This is a genomic window from Pseudomonas fluorescens, assembly GCF_000802965.1.
In the GTDB taxonomy this organism is placed as follows: domain Bacteria; phylum Pseudomonadota; class Gammaproteobacteria; order Pseudomonadales; family Pseudomonadaceae; genus Aquipseudomonas; species Aquipseudomonas fluorescens_A.
Genome location: NZ_JSAK01000016.1, coordinates 14,952 through 29,490, shown reverse-complemented (window position 1 = coordinate 29,490; position 14,539 = coordinate 14,952). Strand labels below are relative to the sequence as shown.

Annotated in this window: 8 protein-coding genes; 3 read left to right on the top strand and 5 right to left on the bottom strand. The window is 59.6% G+C overall.

Annotated elements, in window-relative coordinates:
- Positions 1 to 143 precede the first annotated feature (143 nt).
- Both NL64_RS14085 and msrA read left to right on the top strand, forming a co-directional pair.
- The gene (locus tag NL64_RS14085; RefSeq protein ID WP_034148681.1) at positions 144 to 2,837 is read left to right on the top strand and encodes a sensor domain-containing phosphodiesterase; all 2,694 of its coding nucleotides are present in this window, start codon (positions 144 to 146) and stop codon (positions 2,835 to 2,837) included.
- A gap of 64 nt (positions 2,838 to 2,901) precedes the next feature.
- The gene (gene msrA, locus NL64_RS14080) at positions 2,902 to 3,549 is read left to right on the top strand and encodes a peptide-methionine (S)-S-oxide reductase MsrA (RefSeq protein WP_034148752.1); all 648 of its coding nucleotides are present in this window, start codon (positions 2,902 to 2,904) and stop codon (positions 3,547 to 3,549) included.
- A gap of 134 nt (positions 3,550 to 3,683) precedes the next feature.
- Here the strand turns inward: msrA and NL64_RS14075 are convergent, their stop codons facing one another.
- The 5 genes from NL64_RS14075 to putP form a co-directional block, all read right to left on the bottom strand.
- Positions 3,684 to 4,520 carry a 23S rRNA (adenine(2030)-N(6))-methyltransferase RlmJ gene (locus NL64_RS14075; protein ID WP_034148680.1) on the bottom strand — a complete coding sequence of 279 codons (837 nt, stop codon included), beginning with the start codon at positions 4,518 to 4,520 and terminating at the stop codon, positions 3,684 to 3,686.
- Positions 4,521 to 4,790: 270 nt separating this feature from the next.
- Positions 4,791 to 5,114: a hypothetical protein gene (locus NL64_RS14070; RefSeq protein ID WP_080757973.1), complete on the bottom strand. Its 324-nt coding sequence runs from the start codon at positions 5,112 to 5,114 to the stop codon at positions 4,791 to 4,793.
- Between the two features lie 321 nt (positions 5,115 to 5,435).
- The gene (locus NL64_RS14065) at positions 5,436 to 6,170 is read right to left on the bottom strand and encodes a DUF4123 domain-containing protein (protein ID WP_034148678.1); all 735 of its coding nucleotides are present in this window, start codon (positions 6,168 to 6,170) and stop codon (positions 5,436 to 5,438) included.
- Positions 6,160 to 8,160, bottom strand: a complete 2,001-nt coding sequence (locus tag NL64_RS14060; RefSeq protein ID WP_034148677.1) for a type VI secretion system Vgr family protein — start codon at positions 8,158 to 8,160, stop codon at positions 6,160 to 6,162. Before NL64_RS14060 ends, NL64_RS14065 begins: the two co-directional genes overlap by 11 nt.
- A gap of 352 nt (positions 8,161 to 8,512) precedes the next feature.
- On the bottom strand, positions 8,513 to 9,997 hold the full coding sequence (putP, locus tag NL64_RS14055) for a sodium/proline symporter PutP (RefSeq protein ID WP_034148676.1): 1,485 nt from the start codon (positions 9,995 to 9,997) through the stop codon (positions 8,513 to 8,515).
- Between the two features lie 524 nt (positions 9,998 to 10,521).
- On the opposite strand from putP, the gene putA reads away from it, so the two are divergent.
- Positions 10,522 to 14,472 carry a trifunctional transcriptional regulator/proline dehydrogenase/L-glutamate gamma-semialdehyde dehydrogenase gene (putA, locus tag NL64_RS14050; protein ID WP_034148675.1) on the top strand — a complete coding sequence of 1,317 codons (3,951 nt, stop codon included), beginning with the start codon at positions 10,522 to 10,524 and terminating at the stop codon, positions 14,470 to 14,472.
- Positions 14,473 to 14,539 lie beyond the last annotated feature (67 nt).

The following is a 14,539-nucleotide window of genomic DNA, read 5'->3' as shown; positions in this document are numbered from 1 at the left end:
ACCGCTGCCGACATATTCTTATAGCACTTGGCCTTCATGTCTCTTGTCAGTCGGTGTCGCAATGATGCAACCTTGCCGCAGCCAACCGTAAAGAGGGCGAGAGCCCGGCGCGTTCAGCATATTCGAAGCGAGTTTCCCTCCATATGAAAAGCCAACCCGATGCCGCCAGCCGTATGGTGGCCGAGGTAGTAACGCAGTTGCCTGTGCCCTCGCGGCTCGGCATGCTGCGTTTCGAACGGCTTAATGAACCCAGCTGGGCCCTGCTGTTTCTCGACCCCAATTGCGAACGCCAATTCGGCCTGCCGGCCATGGAGCTGTGCGCTCTGGTCGGCTCGCCCTATGCGAGCCTGATGGAGCCCGAAGCTCGCTATCAGTTGCATGACGCGATCCAGCAACAATTGAGCGAAGGCTCGCACTACCTGATCCGCTACACCCTGCACACCGCCTCAGGCTCGCTGACCCTGCTGGAAATGGGCGAACCCTTCAAACAACATAATCGACACCTGCTGCGCGGTTACCTGCTGGTGATCGACGGTTTGTTCGAAGATGACCCACTGTTGCCCGCCCTCGATCTGGAAACCCAGAACTCGCGCCTGCAAATCGCCCTCGAACTCAACCAGCGAGCCCAGCAGGAACAATTGCTGCACCTGGACCGGGTGCGCGCCCAGCAGGACTTGATCCTGTTGCTGACCCGTCAACGCTACAGCAGCAACAACTCCCTGCAAGAAGCCGCCGAACTGATCACCCGCAGCGCCTGCGATATCTACCAGATTGACTGCGCCAGCCTGTGGAACCTCGAAGGGCCGATGCTGGTGCCGATCTCGGCCTATCACCGCGTCAGCCAGGAATACCTGCTGCCGCAGCCGATCGACGTCAGTGGCTTTCCGGATTACCTCGACGCCTTGCACACCGGCCGCGCCATCGACGCTCACAACGCCCTGCACGACCCCCGCACCCGGGAAATGGCCGAACACCTGCGCCCGCGCGATGTGAACGCCATGCTCGACGCCAGCATCCGGGTCGACGGCCAAGTGGTCGGGGTGCTGTGCCTGGAACAAATTGGTGCTACCCGCGCCTGGCAGTCGGACGAAATTGCCTTTGCCGGCGAACTGGCCGATCAGTTTGCCCAAGTCATCAGCAACCACAACCGCCGCACCGCCACCAGCGCCCTGCACCTGTTCCAGCGTGCGGTCGAGCAAAGCGCCAACGCCTTTTTGCTGGTCAATTGCGACGGCGTGGTCGAATACGTCAACCCGAGCTTCACCGCGATCACCCAATACAGCACCGAAGAAGTCCACGGCCAACGGCTGTCGGAACTGCCGGCGCTGGAAAACCTCAGCGAACTGTTGTTCGACGCGCCTTCTGCGCTGGCCAAGAGCAACAGTTGGCAGGGCGAATTCAAGAGCCGCCGCAAGAACCTCGAACCCTACTGGGGCCAGTTGTCGATTTCCAAGGTCTACGGCGACAACCGTGAACTGACCCACTACATCGGCATTTACGAAGACATTACCCAGAACAAACTCGCGCAACAGCGCATCGAACGCCTGGCCTACACCGATAACCTGACCAACCTGGGCAACCGGCCGGCGTTTATCCGCAACCTCGACGAACGCTTTGCCCGCGACAGCGATGCACCGATCAGCCTGTTGCTGGTGGACATCGACAACTTCAAGCGGATCAACGACAGCCTCGGCCACCAGACCGGCGACAAGCTGCTGATCAGTCTGGCCCGCCGCCTGCGCAACAGCCTGATTCCGAGCGGCAGCCTGGCGCGGTTCGCCAGTAACGAATTCGCCGTATTGCTGGACAACAGCGACCTCTCTGTCGGCCAGCAAGTGGCCAATCAATTGCTGGCGACCCTCGACAAACCGATGTTCGTCGACAACCAATTGATCAGCGTCACCGGCTCCGTGGGCCTGGCCTGCGCGCCGCTGCACGGGCGCGACCCGCAAACCCTGATGCGTAACGCCGGGTTGGCGCTGCACAAGGCTAAGGCCAACGGCAAACACCAGGTGCAGGTGTTCACCGAAGCGCTGAATGCCGAGGCCAGTTACAAGCTGTTCGTCGAGAACAACCTGCGCCGCGCCCTGACCCAGAACGAGCTGGACGTGTTCTACCAGCCCAAACTGTGCCTGCGTAGTGGTCGTCTGCTGGGTATGGAAGCGCTGCTGCGCTGGGATCATCCGGAAAAAGGCATGATCCGCCCGGACCAGTTCATCAGCGTCGCCGAAGAAACCGGGCTGATCATTCCGATCGGCAAATGGATCGCCCGCCAGGCCTGCCGCATGAGCAAAGCGCTGACTGCCGCGGGACTGGGCAATCTTCAAGTGGCGATCAACCTGTCGCCCAAACAGTTCTCCGACCCGGACTTGGTGGCGTCCATCGCCAACATCCTCAAGGAAGAAGCACTGCCGGCGAACCTGCTGGAACTGGAGCTGACCGAAGGCCTGCTGCTGGAGGCCACCGAAGACACCCACTTGCAACTCGACCAGCTCAAGCGCCTGGGCCTGACCCTGGCCATGGACGACTTCGGCACCGGTTACTCGTCGCTCAGTTACCTGAAAAAATTCCCCATCGACATCATCAAGATCGATCGAAGCTTTATTCACGAAATCCCGGACAACCAGGACGACATGGAAATCACCTCCGCAGTGATCGCCATGGCCCACAACCTGAAAATCAAGGTCGTGGCTGAAGGCATCGAAACCGCCGATCAATTGGCCTTCCTGCGCCGTCACCGCTGCGATGTCGGCCAGGGTTACCTGTTCGACCGGCCGATCCCGGGTTCCGAGCTGATCGAAAAGCTCAAACGCTACCCGCGCGGTCCAATCGCCTGACAGCGAATCAACACTCAGGCAAACTGCACCTCTAATTATTTCAACCTGACTGAGAGGACTGATGATGGTTCTGCGCTCGGAAATCCTGGTGAACAAAAACGTGCTTCCTACCAAAGAACAAGCTCTGCCTGGCCGCGAAACTCCTATGACCGTGCCGGAAAAACACTTCGTCCACGACGCCCCGCTACTGGGCCCGTTCGCGATGGATGTGGACTTCGCGATCTTCGGCCTTGGCTGTTTCTGGGGCGCGGAACGCCGGTTCTGGCAGCGTGAAGGCGTGGTCAGTACGGCCGTGGGTTACGCTGGCGGTTACACGCCAAACCCGACCTATGAAGAAGTCTGCTCGGGCCTGACCGGCCATAGCGAAGTCGTGCTCGTGGTCTACGAGCCGGCAAAAGTCAGCTACGAAGAGCTGCTGAAGATGTTCTGGGAGCTGCACAACCCGACCCAGGGCATGCGCCAGGGCAACGACATCGGCACTCAGTATCGCTCGGTGATCTACGCCACCAACCCGGCTCAGTTGGCAGCCGCCAAGCACAGCGAGCAAGTGTTCCAGGGTGAGTTGACCAAGGCTGGGAAAGGCACGATCACCACTGAAATCGACGAAGCCCCGACATTCTTCTTTGCCGAGACCTATCACCAGCAATACCTGGCCAAGAATCCTGAAGGTTATTGCGGGATTGGTGGTACAGGCGTGACCTGCCCGATTTAATCGCTAAAAGCAAAAGATCGCAGCCTTCGGCAGCTCCTACAGTGTTTTGCGTACACCTGTAGGAGCTGCCGAAGGCTGCGATCTTTTGATCTTGCTGTTCTTACTTGCCGCTTGCCGCTTAAAACTCGCAGCTGCTATTCAGCAATCAACCAATCCATCCGCCACCCGCCCTGCGTCTGCCCAAGTTTCTCGGACAGCCACGGCAGCAACTCGCGCAATTCTTCCTCAAGCCCCCACGGCGGATTGGCAATCGCCAGACCGGAGCCGTTCAGGCTGTCGGGCGTATCCAGCGGATGCACCAGCAACTCCACACGCAACAGCTTCGGCGCACCGGTGCCGGCCAGGTCCTGGTAGAAGCGACGCAACGCGCGCTGGTCCTTCACCGGGTACCAGATCGCCGCCACGGTTTGGCGCATCCGGCCAATCGCTTCTTTCAACGACGCCGCGCAACGCTGCATCTCATCGAGCTTCTCGAACGGCGGATCGATCAACATCACCGCACGCTTCTCCTGCACCGGCAACATCGCACGCGGCACATGCCAGCCTTCGCCCAAATGCACCTTGACCCGACGATCACCGGCCATGTTGTCCTTGAGCAGCACGCCGTCTTCCGGGTGCTTTTCGTTGAGCATCACGCGATCCTGCGGACGGGTCAGGCGCCGCGCCAACTCCGGCGAGCCCGGGTAGTAGCGCAACTGGCCATCCGGGTTCATCTCGTGCAACACCTGCATGTAATCAGCGGTCAGGATCGGCAGATCCGGCTGATCCCACAAACGCGCAATGCCTTCCAGGTACTCGCCGGTACGGCTAGCCTGATCACCCTGCAGGTCATACAGACCAATGCCAGCGTGGGTATCGAGATAGGCAAACGGCTGCTCCTTGCGCGACATCAGGGCGATGAGGCGGGTCAAGGTCAGGTGTTTGAACACATCGGCGTGATTGCCGGCATGGAAGGCGTGACGATAATTCATGGCTGCTCCTGCGAAGGCCGGGAAGTTTACCTTTTACCGGCCGGCAAGTCAGGGCCTCACAGCCGAGCGGCCACCCACCCACTGTAGGAGCTGCCGAAGGCTGCGATCTTTTGACCTTGCTCCTGTGGCGAGGGAGCTTGCTCCCGCTGGACTGCGAAGCAACCCCAAAACCTGCAAACCGGCCTCTGCATGACACACCTCACTCCCCGGTTTACGACTGCTGCGCAGCCGAGCGGGAGCAAGCTCCCTCGCCACAAAAGCGCCTCTGCACTACGCCGAAGGCCGCGCCCGCAATCGCCGGCCAAGCACATCCAGCACATCACAGCCATCGCGCAACGGAATGGCACAGAGCAAGGCAAAGTCGCTGAGGATGAACGACTCGCACTCGATCGTGCCGCGCATGGATCGGTTTTTCAGCACTTGGGTGACGGCTTGAATGCGGTAGCTCGCAGCGTCATACAGGACACCGAGTGGCGCCTGGGTATCGACGAACAGGGTGGGCATGTCGTTGCAGTTGCTGGTGAGGGCCATGAAGCGGTTTTCGGGATGGGGGACTGGTTTTACGTACGGTGGATCGGGATGGAGCTTTGTCATTTTTCAGCTTCCTAACGTATGGACTGGAGCCGTCACCCTTCACTTCCACGCAATGGGTGGTGGCTGTACGCAGGTGTGGAAGACCGGGACGTTAGGCACCCAGCGCACTCGAAAGCGCCCCGCGCACAACCACCATAAAACACAGACGACGCCGAACTGGTGGCACTTGCGCGCCTAACGATAGAAGGGCTTCCACACCCTGTCACTGAATTTGCAGTGACAGCCAAAGACTATCCCTCCAATCCCTCACCCACCAGTTCACGCAATCCACTACAACTTGAAGGAAATCTCCGAGGACCTTGCCCGGAAATGTCCTAGGACCTACTGCATTTCCTCCACCAAGTACGCTAACAATTCATCTTTAGGCAGCGCCAACTCAGACTGAGATAGAAAATTCGCAACCTTGCTGCGCAGTACATTTTCAGAAAACGCCTCGAAAACACTCGGCTGCTCTTCACTCAGCCACTGCATCAAATTGCCGATACGGGTTGCAGCATCCTCGGCCCCGAGCTTTTGCAGCAGGGATTCAGACACCTGCCACCATGGAAACGCCTTCGCGCCCGTCTCTGCGCCGCCTTCGAAATCAAGGGGCTGACCATTGATCAAACACCGTCCAATCACCGGCAGCAGTTCAGCTGAATCCAACTCGCAACACCGAAGAATCGGCAGTAAATGGCGCCCATCCCAGAAACGGAAAAACACCGGATTGCCATCGGGCAGGAGTACTTGCGTGAGGCTGCGCAGATGCTCGGCCAACACTTCAAGGCTCACCGATGACACAGCCAGCCACCCCCAATCGTCAAATTCAGTGGCCGCCACCCACTCCAAAAACTCACTGTCCGCGGCGACAATTGCGACATAGGGCATCACCGGTTTCCACTCGGCGTAAGCCGTACCAGCCCATATCGGGCTCGGCGCTTGCGCGGCAATCGAACGCTGCCAGGCCTTGAGCGGTTCAGCGGCGCTCGCACTGCTGAAGACGGCGAAGAGTTGCTCCGATGGTTTCAGTGGCCGGGACGCCAGCCAAGCAAGGGGAGACAAGCGTTCAGGCTGCACAATAACCGTCCTTGCAGCGCTCGCATTGTTCGCAGAACGGCGCGTTGTTTTTCAGGTTGAGAATTTGAGCCGCGCTTAGCAAGGCTATTGGTGACGCCAGCGTTTTCTCCAAAGTGCCCACTGCGCTTGTCACCGTCATGGCCGCCATCGGCGCCCCACCGACCTCGATCGGTACACTGCTGAAAATCCCGCCAGGGCCAATGTTGATCCACTGCCCACCCGCCTGAATGGTCGCGCTCGCCCCGCCGTCGATCACCACTTGCTGGCCGGCGCTGACGTGAAACTGCTGACTGGCGTTGAGCGCCTGACTGGTTACGCGGATATAGCGGTCGCCGCAGACATGCAGATGATCGTTCTGTTTTAGCTCAGCCAGACGATCACCCCGCGTCTCGTTGCGGTCGACGCCACCGACGACCACGCTACGCTGGCTATCCACCTGGACATGCATGTCATGTCGCACCCACTGGTTCCAATTGCGCTGGGCACGCAGGTAGATTTCTTCAGCGCCCCGGCGATCCTCGATGCGCAATTCGTTGTAGCCTCGCACGCCATCAGGCTCAGCCGGGCTGGTCTGGCTGCGTAACACGCTGCTGGTTTTGTTGGCGGGCAAATCCAGTGCTACAGCGTTGGCTCCATTGGGTAAACACCCCATCACCAACGGTTTGTCTGCATCGCCATCAACGAACCCCACCAGCACTTCCATGCCAACGCGCGGCGTCAACACAGCGCCATAACCGTCGTGAGCCCAACTGCTTGCCACCCGCAACCAGCAACTGGAGCGATCATTGCGTTCGCCGTCGCGGTCCCAGGCCAGCTGAACCTTCACCCGACCGAATTCGTCGCAATGGATTTCGCTGTCTTTCGGCCCGGTGACCACGGCGGATTGATAGCCGGCGACCGGTGGTTTCTTGATGAGCGGTGGACGAAAGAAAACATCCCACGGCGTCGCCAGAAATGTATTGCGATAGCCTTGGAAATTATCCGAGTTATCGCTGCCCGCCGACTCTTCAAGCACTTGCGGTTGTCGGCCATGGTGTTCGATTTCAGTGAGTAGCCACAGGTCATTCCACTCCTGACGGGGGTGTTCCTCGAGTGACAGGAAATGCCCGCAAATCAGCGTCGATTGATCACCCTCACCTTGGGCCTGGCGGTAATCCGCGCGATGGCGCTCCAGTGTGCGCTGAGCCAGGTCCGCACCGATTTCGCGATCATTGAATTGCCCCGGAAATCCGTAGTCCTCCAGTGCCGGCAGCTGCTCGGTGTCGCGACTGCTTTGCATTTGAAGGCGCGGTTTATGGAAGTCGTAGTCACGGCGGGTAACGGCGGTCGTCCTGGTTTCCAGGCGTACGTTAAAGCGCTCAATGACAGGTTCATCTCCAGCCATGCCACTGCCGGGCCGGTAGGAAGTTGGTTCGGGAAGGCGCGGAAAAACCGTCTGGTCATCGCCGAACACTAGCAGGTGCCCATCAAGGCTGTGTTGGAAGTGGTAGTGAATGCCGATCTCGGCACACAACCGCTGAATGAACGCCAGATCGCTTTCCGCGTATTGCACGCAGTACTCGCGTTCCGGGTAGTCGCCGCCCAGCTGAAACGCGAAGGCATCGCCGAGGATGCCGTGGTCCTTGAAGATTTGGGTGATGATCGCAGGCACACTTTTGTGCTGGAAGATGCGCTGGTTCAGACGCTGGGCGAGATAAGCGAGACGCGGCACCAGGCTGATCTGGTAATGCGTCAGACGCTTGCCGGAATCACCCTGACCCACCCGAAAAATCTGACCATGGATTCCGCTACCTTGCGCATCAAAACTCAGAAACGCCTGACGATGCAAAAGGCTTTCGAGCTCGATGTCCGGCCGCTCGCTGACCAGTTGCAGATCAAAGCGGTAGGGCTGGCTGATGGCTTCCTTGCCCTTGAACTCAAGCACTTGGAGCTCACTCTGAACGCCGTCGACGGTCAGCGTGAAACGGGGTTGATTAGCAGAAGCGAACATCCGGTATGTCTCTGCAGAATGGAGTCGGGCGATTCTGCATGAGTGGCAAGAGGTCCAGGCCGATGCACAGGAAATTCAGATTTACCCTACTTCAACTGAAGCAATACCCTTCAGAAAACGGTTTTTCCGGCTACAGACAACCCCACAAGAACACCACGGAACCCTGTAGGAGCGAGCCTGCTCGCGATAGCGTCGGCCCAGTCGACATCAATATTGAAGGGGCTACCGCCATCGCGAGCAGGCTCGCCCCCACAAGGATTGTGAGTTTCGAAGGCACAAAAAAACGGCCCGCCTCCAAAAGGAAGCGGGCCGTTTTCATTCAAGCATGGGCTCAGCGCACGCGCTCAACCCATCACTTGTTCAGGCGGAAATCAGCCTCGGCAGCGGCAAAGCGCTGCAACATGCCGGCAGTCGGATTGCCCAGTTTGCTGACGATGTAGATCGCCAGGCTGGCGAAGATGAAACCAGGGATGATTTCGTACAGACCCAGCAGTTCGAAGTGTTTCCACACGATCACGGTGATCGCGCCGACCAGGATCCCGGCCAGTGCGCCGTTGCGGGTCATGTCTTTCCAGATCACCGAGATCAGGACAACCGGACCGAACGCAGCACCGAAACCGGCCCAGGCGTAGCTCACCAGACCCAGTACACGGTTTTCCGGGTTGGCCGCCATCGCGATGGCGATCAGGGCAACCAGCAGCACCATGGCGCGGCCGACCCAGACCAGCTCAACCTGGGAAGCGGATTTACGCAGGAAGGTCTTGTAGAAGTCTTCGGTCAGGGCGCTCGAGCACACCAGCAGTTGGCAGCTCAGGGTGCTCATGACGGCAGCCAGAATGGCCGACAGCAGGACACCGGCGACCCATGGGTTGAACAGGATTTTCGCCAGCTCGATGAACACGCGCTCGTGGTTTTCGGTCACAGCACCGGCTACTTCAGGGTGAGCCGAGAAGTAAGCGATACCGAAGAAGCCTACTGCCACGGTGCCGCCCAGGCACAGAATCATCCAGGTCATGGAGATGCGACGGGCGTTGGCGATCGATTTAACCGAGTCGGCTGCCATGAAACGCGCCAGGATGTGCGGCTGACCGAAGTAGCCCAGACCCCAGCCCATCAGCGAGATGATGCCGATGAAAGTGGTGCCCTTGAGCATGTCGAAGTTGCTTGGATCTTGCGCTTCGATAGCCAGGAACGTGGTGTCGACGCCACCGGTGGCCAGCAGCACGATGATCGGCGTCAGCAACAGGGCGAAGATCATCAGGGTCGCTTGTACGGTGTCCGTCCAGCTCACTGCCAGGAAACCGCCTACAAAGGTGTAGGCAATCGTCGCAGCAGCACCGGCCCACAGCGCAGTCTCGTAGGACATGCCGAAGGTGCTTTCGAACAGACGGGCGCCGGCGACGATGCCGGAAGCGCAGTAGATGGTGAAGAACACCAGGATCACGACGGCGGAAATGATCCGCAGCAGGCCACTTTTGTCTTCGAAACGGCTGGAGAAGTAATCCGGCAGGGTCAGGGCATCACCGTTGTGCTCGGTCTGCACGCGCAGACGGCCGGCGACGAACAGCCAGTTCAGGTAGGCACCGACGATCAGGCCGATGGCGATCCAGCTTTCAGACAGACCAGACATGTAGATGGCGCCCGGCAGGCCCATCAACAACCAGCCACTCATGTCGGAAGCACCGGCAGACAGCGCGGTCACGACGCTGCCCAGGCTACGGCCGCCCAGAATATAGTCAGAAAGGTTGTTGGTGGAGCGATAGGCCATGAAGCCGATCAGCACCATTGCTGCGATGTAGATCACGAACGTGATCAGGGTTGGGTTGCTTACGCTCATTTAAGTGACGCCCTGGCTTTGTTTTTATGTAGCGGCGGCTGGTGAACCGCTCGCAAACGATGACGTTTGACAGACGATTCGGGATCCCGCGCATTTATGAATTCCCTGTAGGAGCTGCCGAAGGTTGCGATCTTTTGACGTTGATGCTTGAAAGCAAGATCAAAGGATCGCAGCCTGCGGGAGCTCCTACAGGTATTGCGTGATGCAGCTGGGTTGCACCTTGGGCGCGAATCCTATTCAACAAAGCAAATGAGGTGCAACCCATTTCTTGAGAATTAGTTGCACCCGGTCAGATTTGCAGCGAAACCGGTTGTTTTTGCTCCCTTTTAGCGCAGTCCAACCTCATTTCTAGAAGTAAAAGCACCATGCATGCGCAGGACGTTCGTACCAGAATTTATTTCCTGACGAGCTGCGTAATATTCCGGCAAAAAAAAGGGTTGCACCCGGTTGCACCTCTTTCAACGCACGGCTAATCTTGCCGCCAGCTGATGCCACGCGATCGTGGCAAACATGAGGATAAAAACATGGCTACCACCACCCTTGGGGTCAAACTTGACGACCCGACCCGCGAACGCCTCAAGGCTGCCGCGACTTCGATTGATCGCACGCCGCACTGGCTGATCAAGCAGGCAATTTTCAATTACCTGGAAAAACTCGAGGGTGGTGCAACCCTGACCGAGCTGAACGGTTTGACCAAGGATTCCGACGACGCCGTCGATGCGCCTCTGGATCACGCCCACCAGTGCTTCCTCGAATTCGCCGAAAGCATCCTGCCGCAATCGGTACTGCGCGCTTCGATCACCGCCGCTTACCGTCGCCCGGAGCCGGAAGTGGTGCCGATGCTGATCGAGCAAGCGCGTCTGCCCGCCCCGATGGCCGAAGCCACCAACAAGCTCGCTGCCTCGATTGCCGAAAAACTGCGCAATCAGAAGAGTGCCGGCGGTCGTGCAGGCATTGTTCAAGGCCTGTTGCAGGAATTTTCCCTGTCGTCCCAGGAAGGCGTGGCGCTGATGTGCCTGGCCGAAGCGCTGCTGCGCATCCCGGACAAAGGCACCCGTGACGCGCTGATCCGCGACAAGATCAGCACCGGCAACTGGCACCCGCACTTGGGCAACAGCCCTTCGCTGTTCGTCAACGCCGCGACCTGGGGCCTGCTGCTGACCGGCAAACTGGTGTCCACTCATAACGAAGCCGGCCTGACCTCGTCCCTGAGCCGCATCATCGGCAAGAGCGGCGAGCCGATGATCCGCAAGGGCGTCGACATGGCCATGCGCCTGATGGGCGAGCAGTTCGTCACCGGCGAAACCATCGCCGAAGCCCTGGCCAATGCGAGTAAATTCGAAGCCAAGGGCTTCCGCTATTCCTACGACATGCTCGGCGAAGCTGCACTGACCGAACACGACGCGCAGAAGTACCTCGCTTCGTACGAACAAGCGATCCACTCAATCGGCAAAGCGTCCCACGGTCGTGGGATTTATGAAGGTCCAGGCATCTCCATCAAGCTGTCCGCACTGCACCCGCGCTACAGCCGCGCCCAGTACGAGCGCGTGATGGATGAGCTGTATCCGCGCCTGCTGTCGCTGACCCTGCTGGCCAAGCAATACGACATCGGTCTGAACATCGACGCCGAGGAAGCCGACCGCCTCGAACTGTCGCTCGATCTGCTCGAACGCCTGTGCTTCGAGCCGCAACTGACTGGCTGGAACGGCATCGGTTTCGTCATCCAGGCTTACCAGAAGCGTTGCCCGTACGTGATCGACTACGTGATCGACCTGGCTCGCCGCAGCCGTCATCGCCTGATGATCCGTCTGGTAAAAGGCGCGTACTGGGACAGCGAGATCAAGCGCGCCCAGGTCGAAGGTCTGGAAGGCTATCCGGTCTACACCCGCAAGGTGTACACCGACGTTTCCTACATCGCTTGCGCACGCAAACTGCTGTCGGTACCGGAAGTCATCTACCCGCAGTTCGCCACACACAACGCCCACACCCTGTCGGCTATTTATCACATCGCCGGTCAGAACTATTACCCGGGCCAGTACGAATTCCAGTGCCTGCACGGCATGGGTGAACCGCTGTACGAGCAAGTTGTAGGTAAAGTTTCCGAAGGCAAGCTGAACCGTCCATGCCGCGTGTACGCACCGGTCGGCACCCATGAAACCCTGCTGGCGTACCTGGTACGTCGCCTGCTGGAAAACGGCGCGAACACCTCGTTCGTCAACCGCATTGCCGACCAGTCGATTTCGATTCAGGAACTGGTAGCCGATCCGGTAGCCAGCATCGAGCAGATGGCGACCGTGGAAGGTGGCTTCGGCCTGCCGCACCCGCGTATTCCGCTGCCGCGTGACCTGTACGGTTCGGAACGCGCCAACTCCAGCGGCATCGACATGGCCAACGAACATCGCCTGGCTTCCCTGTCCTGCGCCTTGCTGGCAACCGCTCACAACCACTGGAAAGCCGCGCCGATGCTCGGCTGCGCTTCCAGCACTGAAACCCCTGCACCTGTGCTGAACCCGTCCGATCTGCGTGACGTGGTCGGCCATGTACAGGAAGCCACCGTCGAAGACGTCGACAATGCCATCCAGTGCGCGCTGAACGCCGCACCGATCTGGCAGGCCACTCCGCCCGCCGAACGCGCTGCGATCCTGGAACGTGCCGCCGATTTGATGGAAGGCGAGATCCAGCCGCTGATGGGCCTGCTGGCCCGCGAAGCCGGCAAGACCTTCGCCAACGCCATCGCCGAAGTGCGTGAAGCCGTGGACTTCCTGCGTTATTACGCGGTGCAGGCACGCAACGATTTCACCAACGACGCCCACCGTCCGCTAGGCCCAGTGGTGTGCATCAGCCCGTGGAACTTCCCGCTGGCAATCTTCAGTGGTCAAGTCGCCGCCGCACTGGCTGCCGGTAACCCGGTACTGGCCAAACCTGCCGAGCAGACTCCACTGATCGCGGCTCAGGCCGTGCGCCTGCTGCTCGAAGCCGGGATTCCGGAAGGCGTGCTGCAACTGCTGCCGGGCCGTGGCGAAACCGTCGGCGCCGGCCTGGTGGGCGACGATCGCGTCAAAGGCGTGATGTTCACTGGTTCCACCGAAGTCGCTCGCTTGCTGCAACGCAACATCGCCGGTCGCCTGGATGCCCAGGGCCGTCCGATTCCGCTGATCGCCGAAACCGGCGGCCAGAACGCGATGATCGTCGACTCTTCGGCGCTGACTGAACAAGTGGTCATCGACGTCGTGTCATCGGCCTTCGACAGCGCCGGCCAGCGCTGCTCGGCATTGCGGGTTCTGTGCTTGCAGGAAGATTCCGCCGACCGTGTCATCGAAATGCTCAAGGGCGCCATGGCTGAAAGCCGTCTCGGCAACCCGGAGCGTTTGTCCGTGGACATCGGCCCGGTCATCGACGCCGAAGCCAAGGCTGGTATCGAGAAGCACATCCAGGCCATGCGCGACAAAGGTCGCAGCGTGTACCAGGTGGCCATCGCCGATGCTGAAGAAGTCAAACGCGGCACCTTCGTGATGCCGACCCTGATCGAACTGGAAAGCTTCGACGAACTGCAACGGGAGATCTTCGGCCCGGTGCTGCACGTGGTTCGTTACAAGCGCAAAGACATCGACCAACTGATCGCTCAGATCAACGCTTCCGGCTACGGCCTGACGCTGGGCGTGCACACCCGTATCGACGAGACAATCGCCAAGGTGATCGACAACGTCAATGCCGGTAACGTCTATGTAAACCGCAACATCGTGGGTGCTGTGGTCGGCGTGCAACCGTTCGGCGGCGAAGGTCTGTCGGGTACTGGCCCGAAGGCCGGTGGTCCGCTGTACCTGTACCGCCTGCTGTCGACACGTCCTACCGATGCAATCGAACAATCCTTCGCTCGCGGCGACGCCATCGCAGCGCCGGACGTTCGTCTGCGTGAAGCCATGAGCAAACCGCTAACCGCCCTGAAAACCTGGGCCGACAGCAACAAGTTCGCCGACCTGAGCACCCTGTGCGTGCAGTTCGCCGCGCAATCGCAAAGCGGGATCACCCGCGTCCTGGCCGGCCCGACCGGCGAGCGCAACAGCTATGCGATTCTGCCGCGTGAACACGTGCTGTGCCTGGCGGAAGTCGAAGGCGATTTGCTGACGCAACTGGCGGCGGTATTGGCTGTCGGCGGTTCGGCGGTATGGCCGGAAGCTGACCTGACCAAGGCACTGTTCGCACGTCTGCCGAAGGACATTCAGGGGCGCATCAAGCTGGTTTCCGACTGGAACAAGGACGAAGTGGTGTTTGATGCAGTTCTGCATCACGGCCATTCCGATCAGCTGCGTGCGGTTTGCCAGCAAGTGGCCAAGCGTGCCGGCGCGATTGTTGGGGTTCACGGGCTGTCCCAAGGTGAGACCAACATTGCGCTGGAGCGTTTGGTAATTGAGCGGGCGTTGAGTGTTAACACGGCTGCGGCGGGTGGTAATGCCAGCTTGATGACCATCGGCTAAAACCGATAACCGGGCACTGCATAGGTGCCCGGTTCAGCAAAAAACCTGTGGGAGCTGGCTTGCCAGC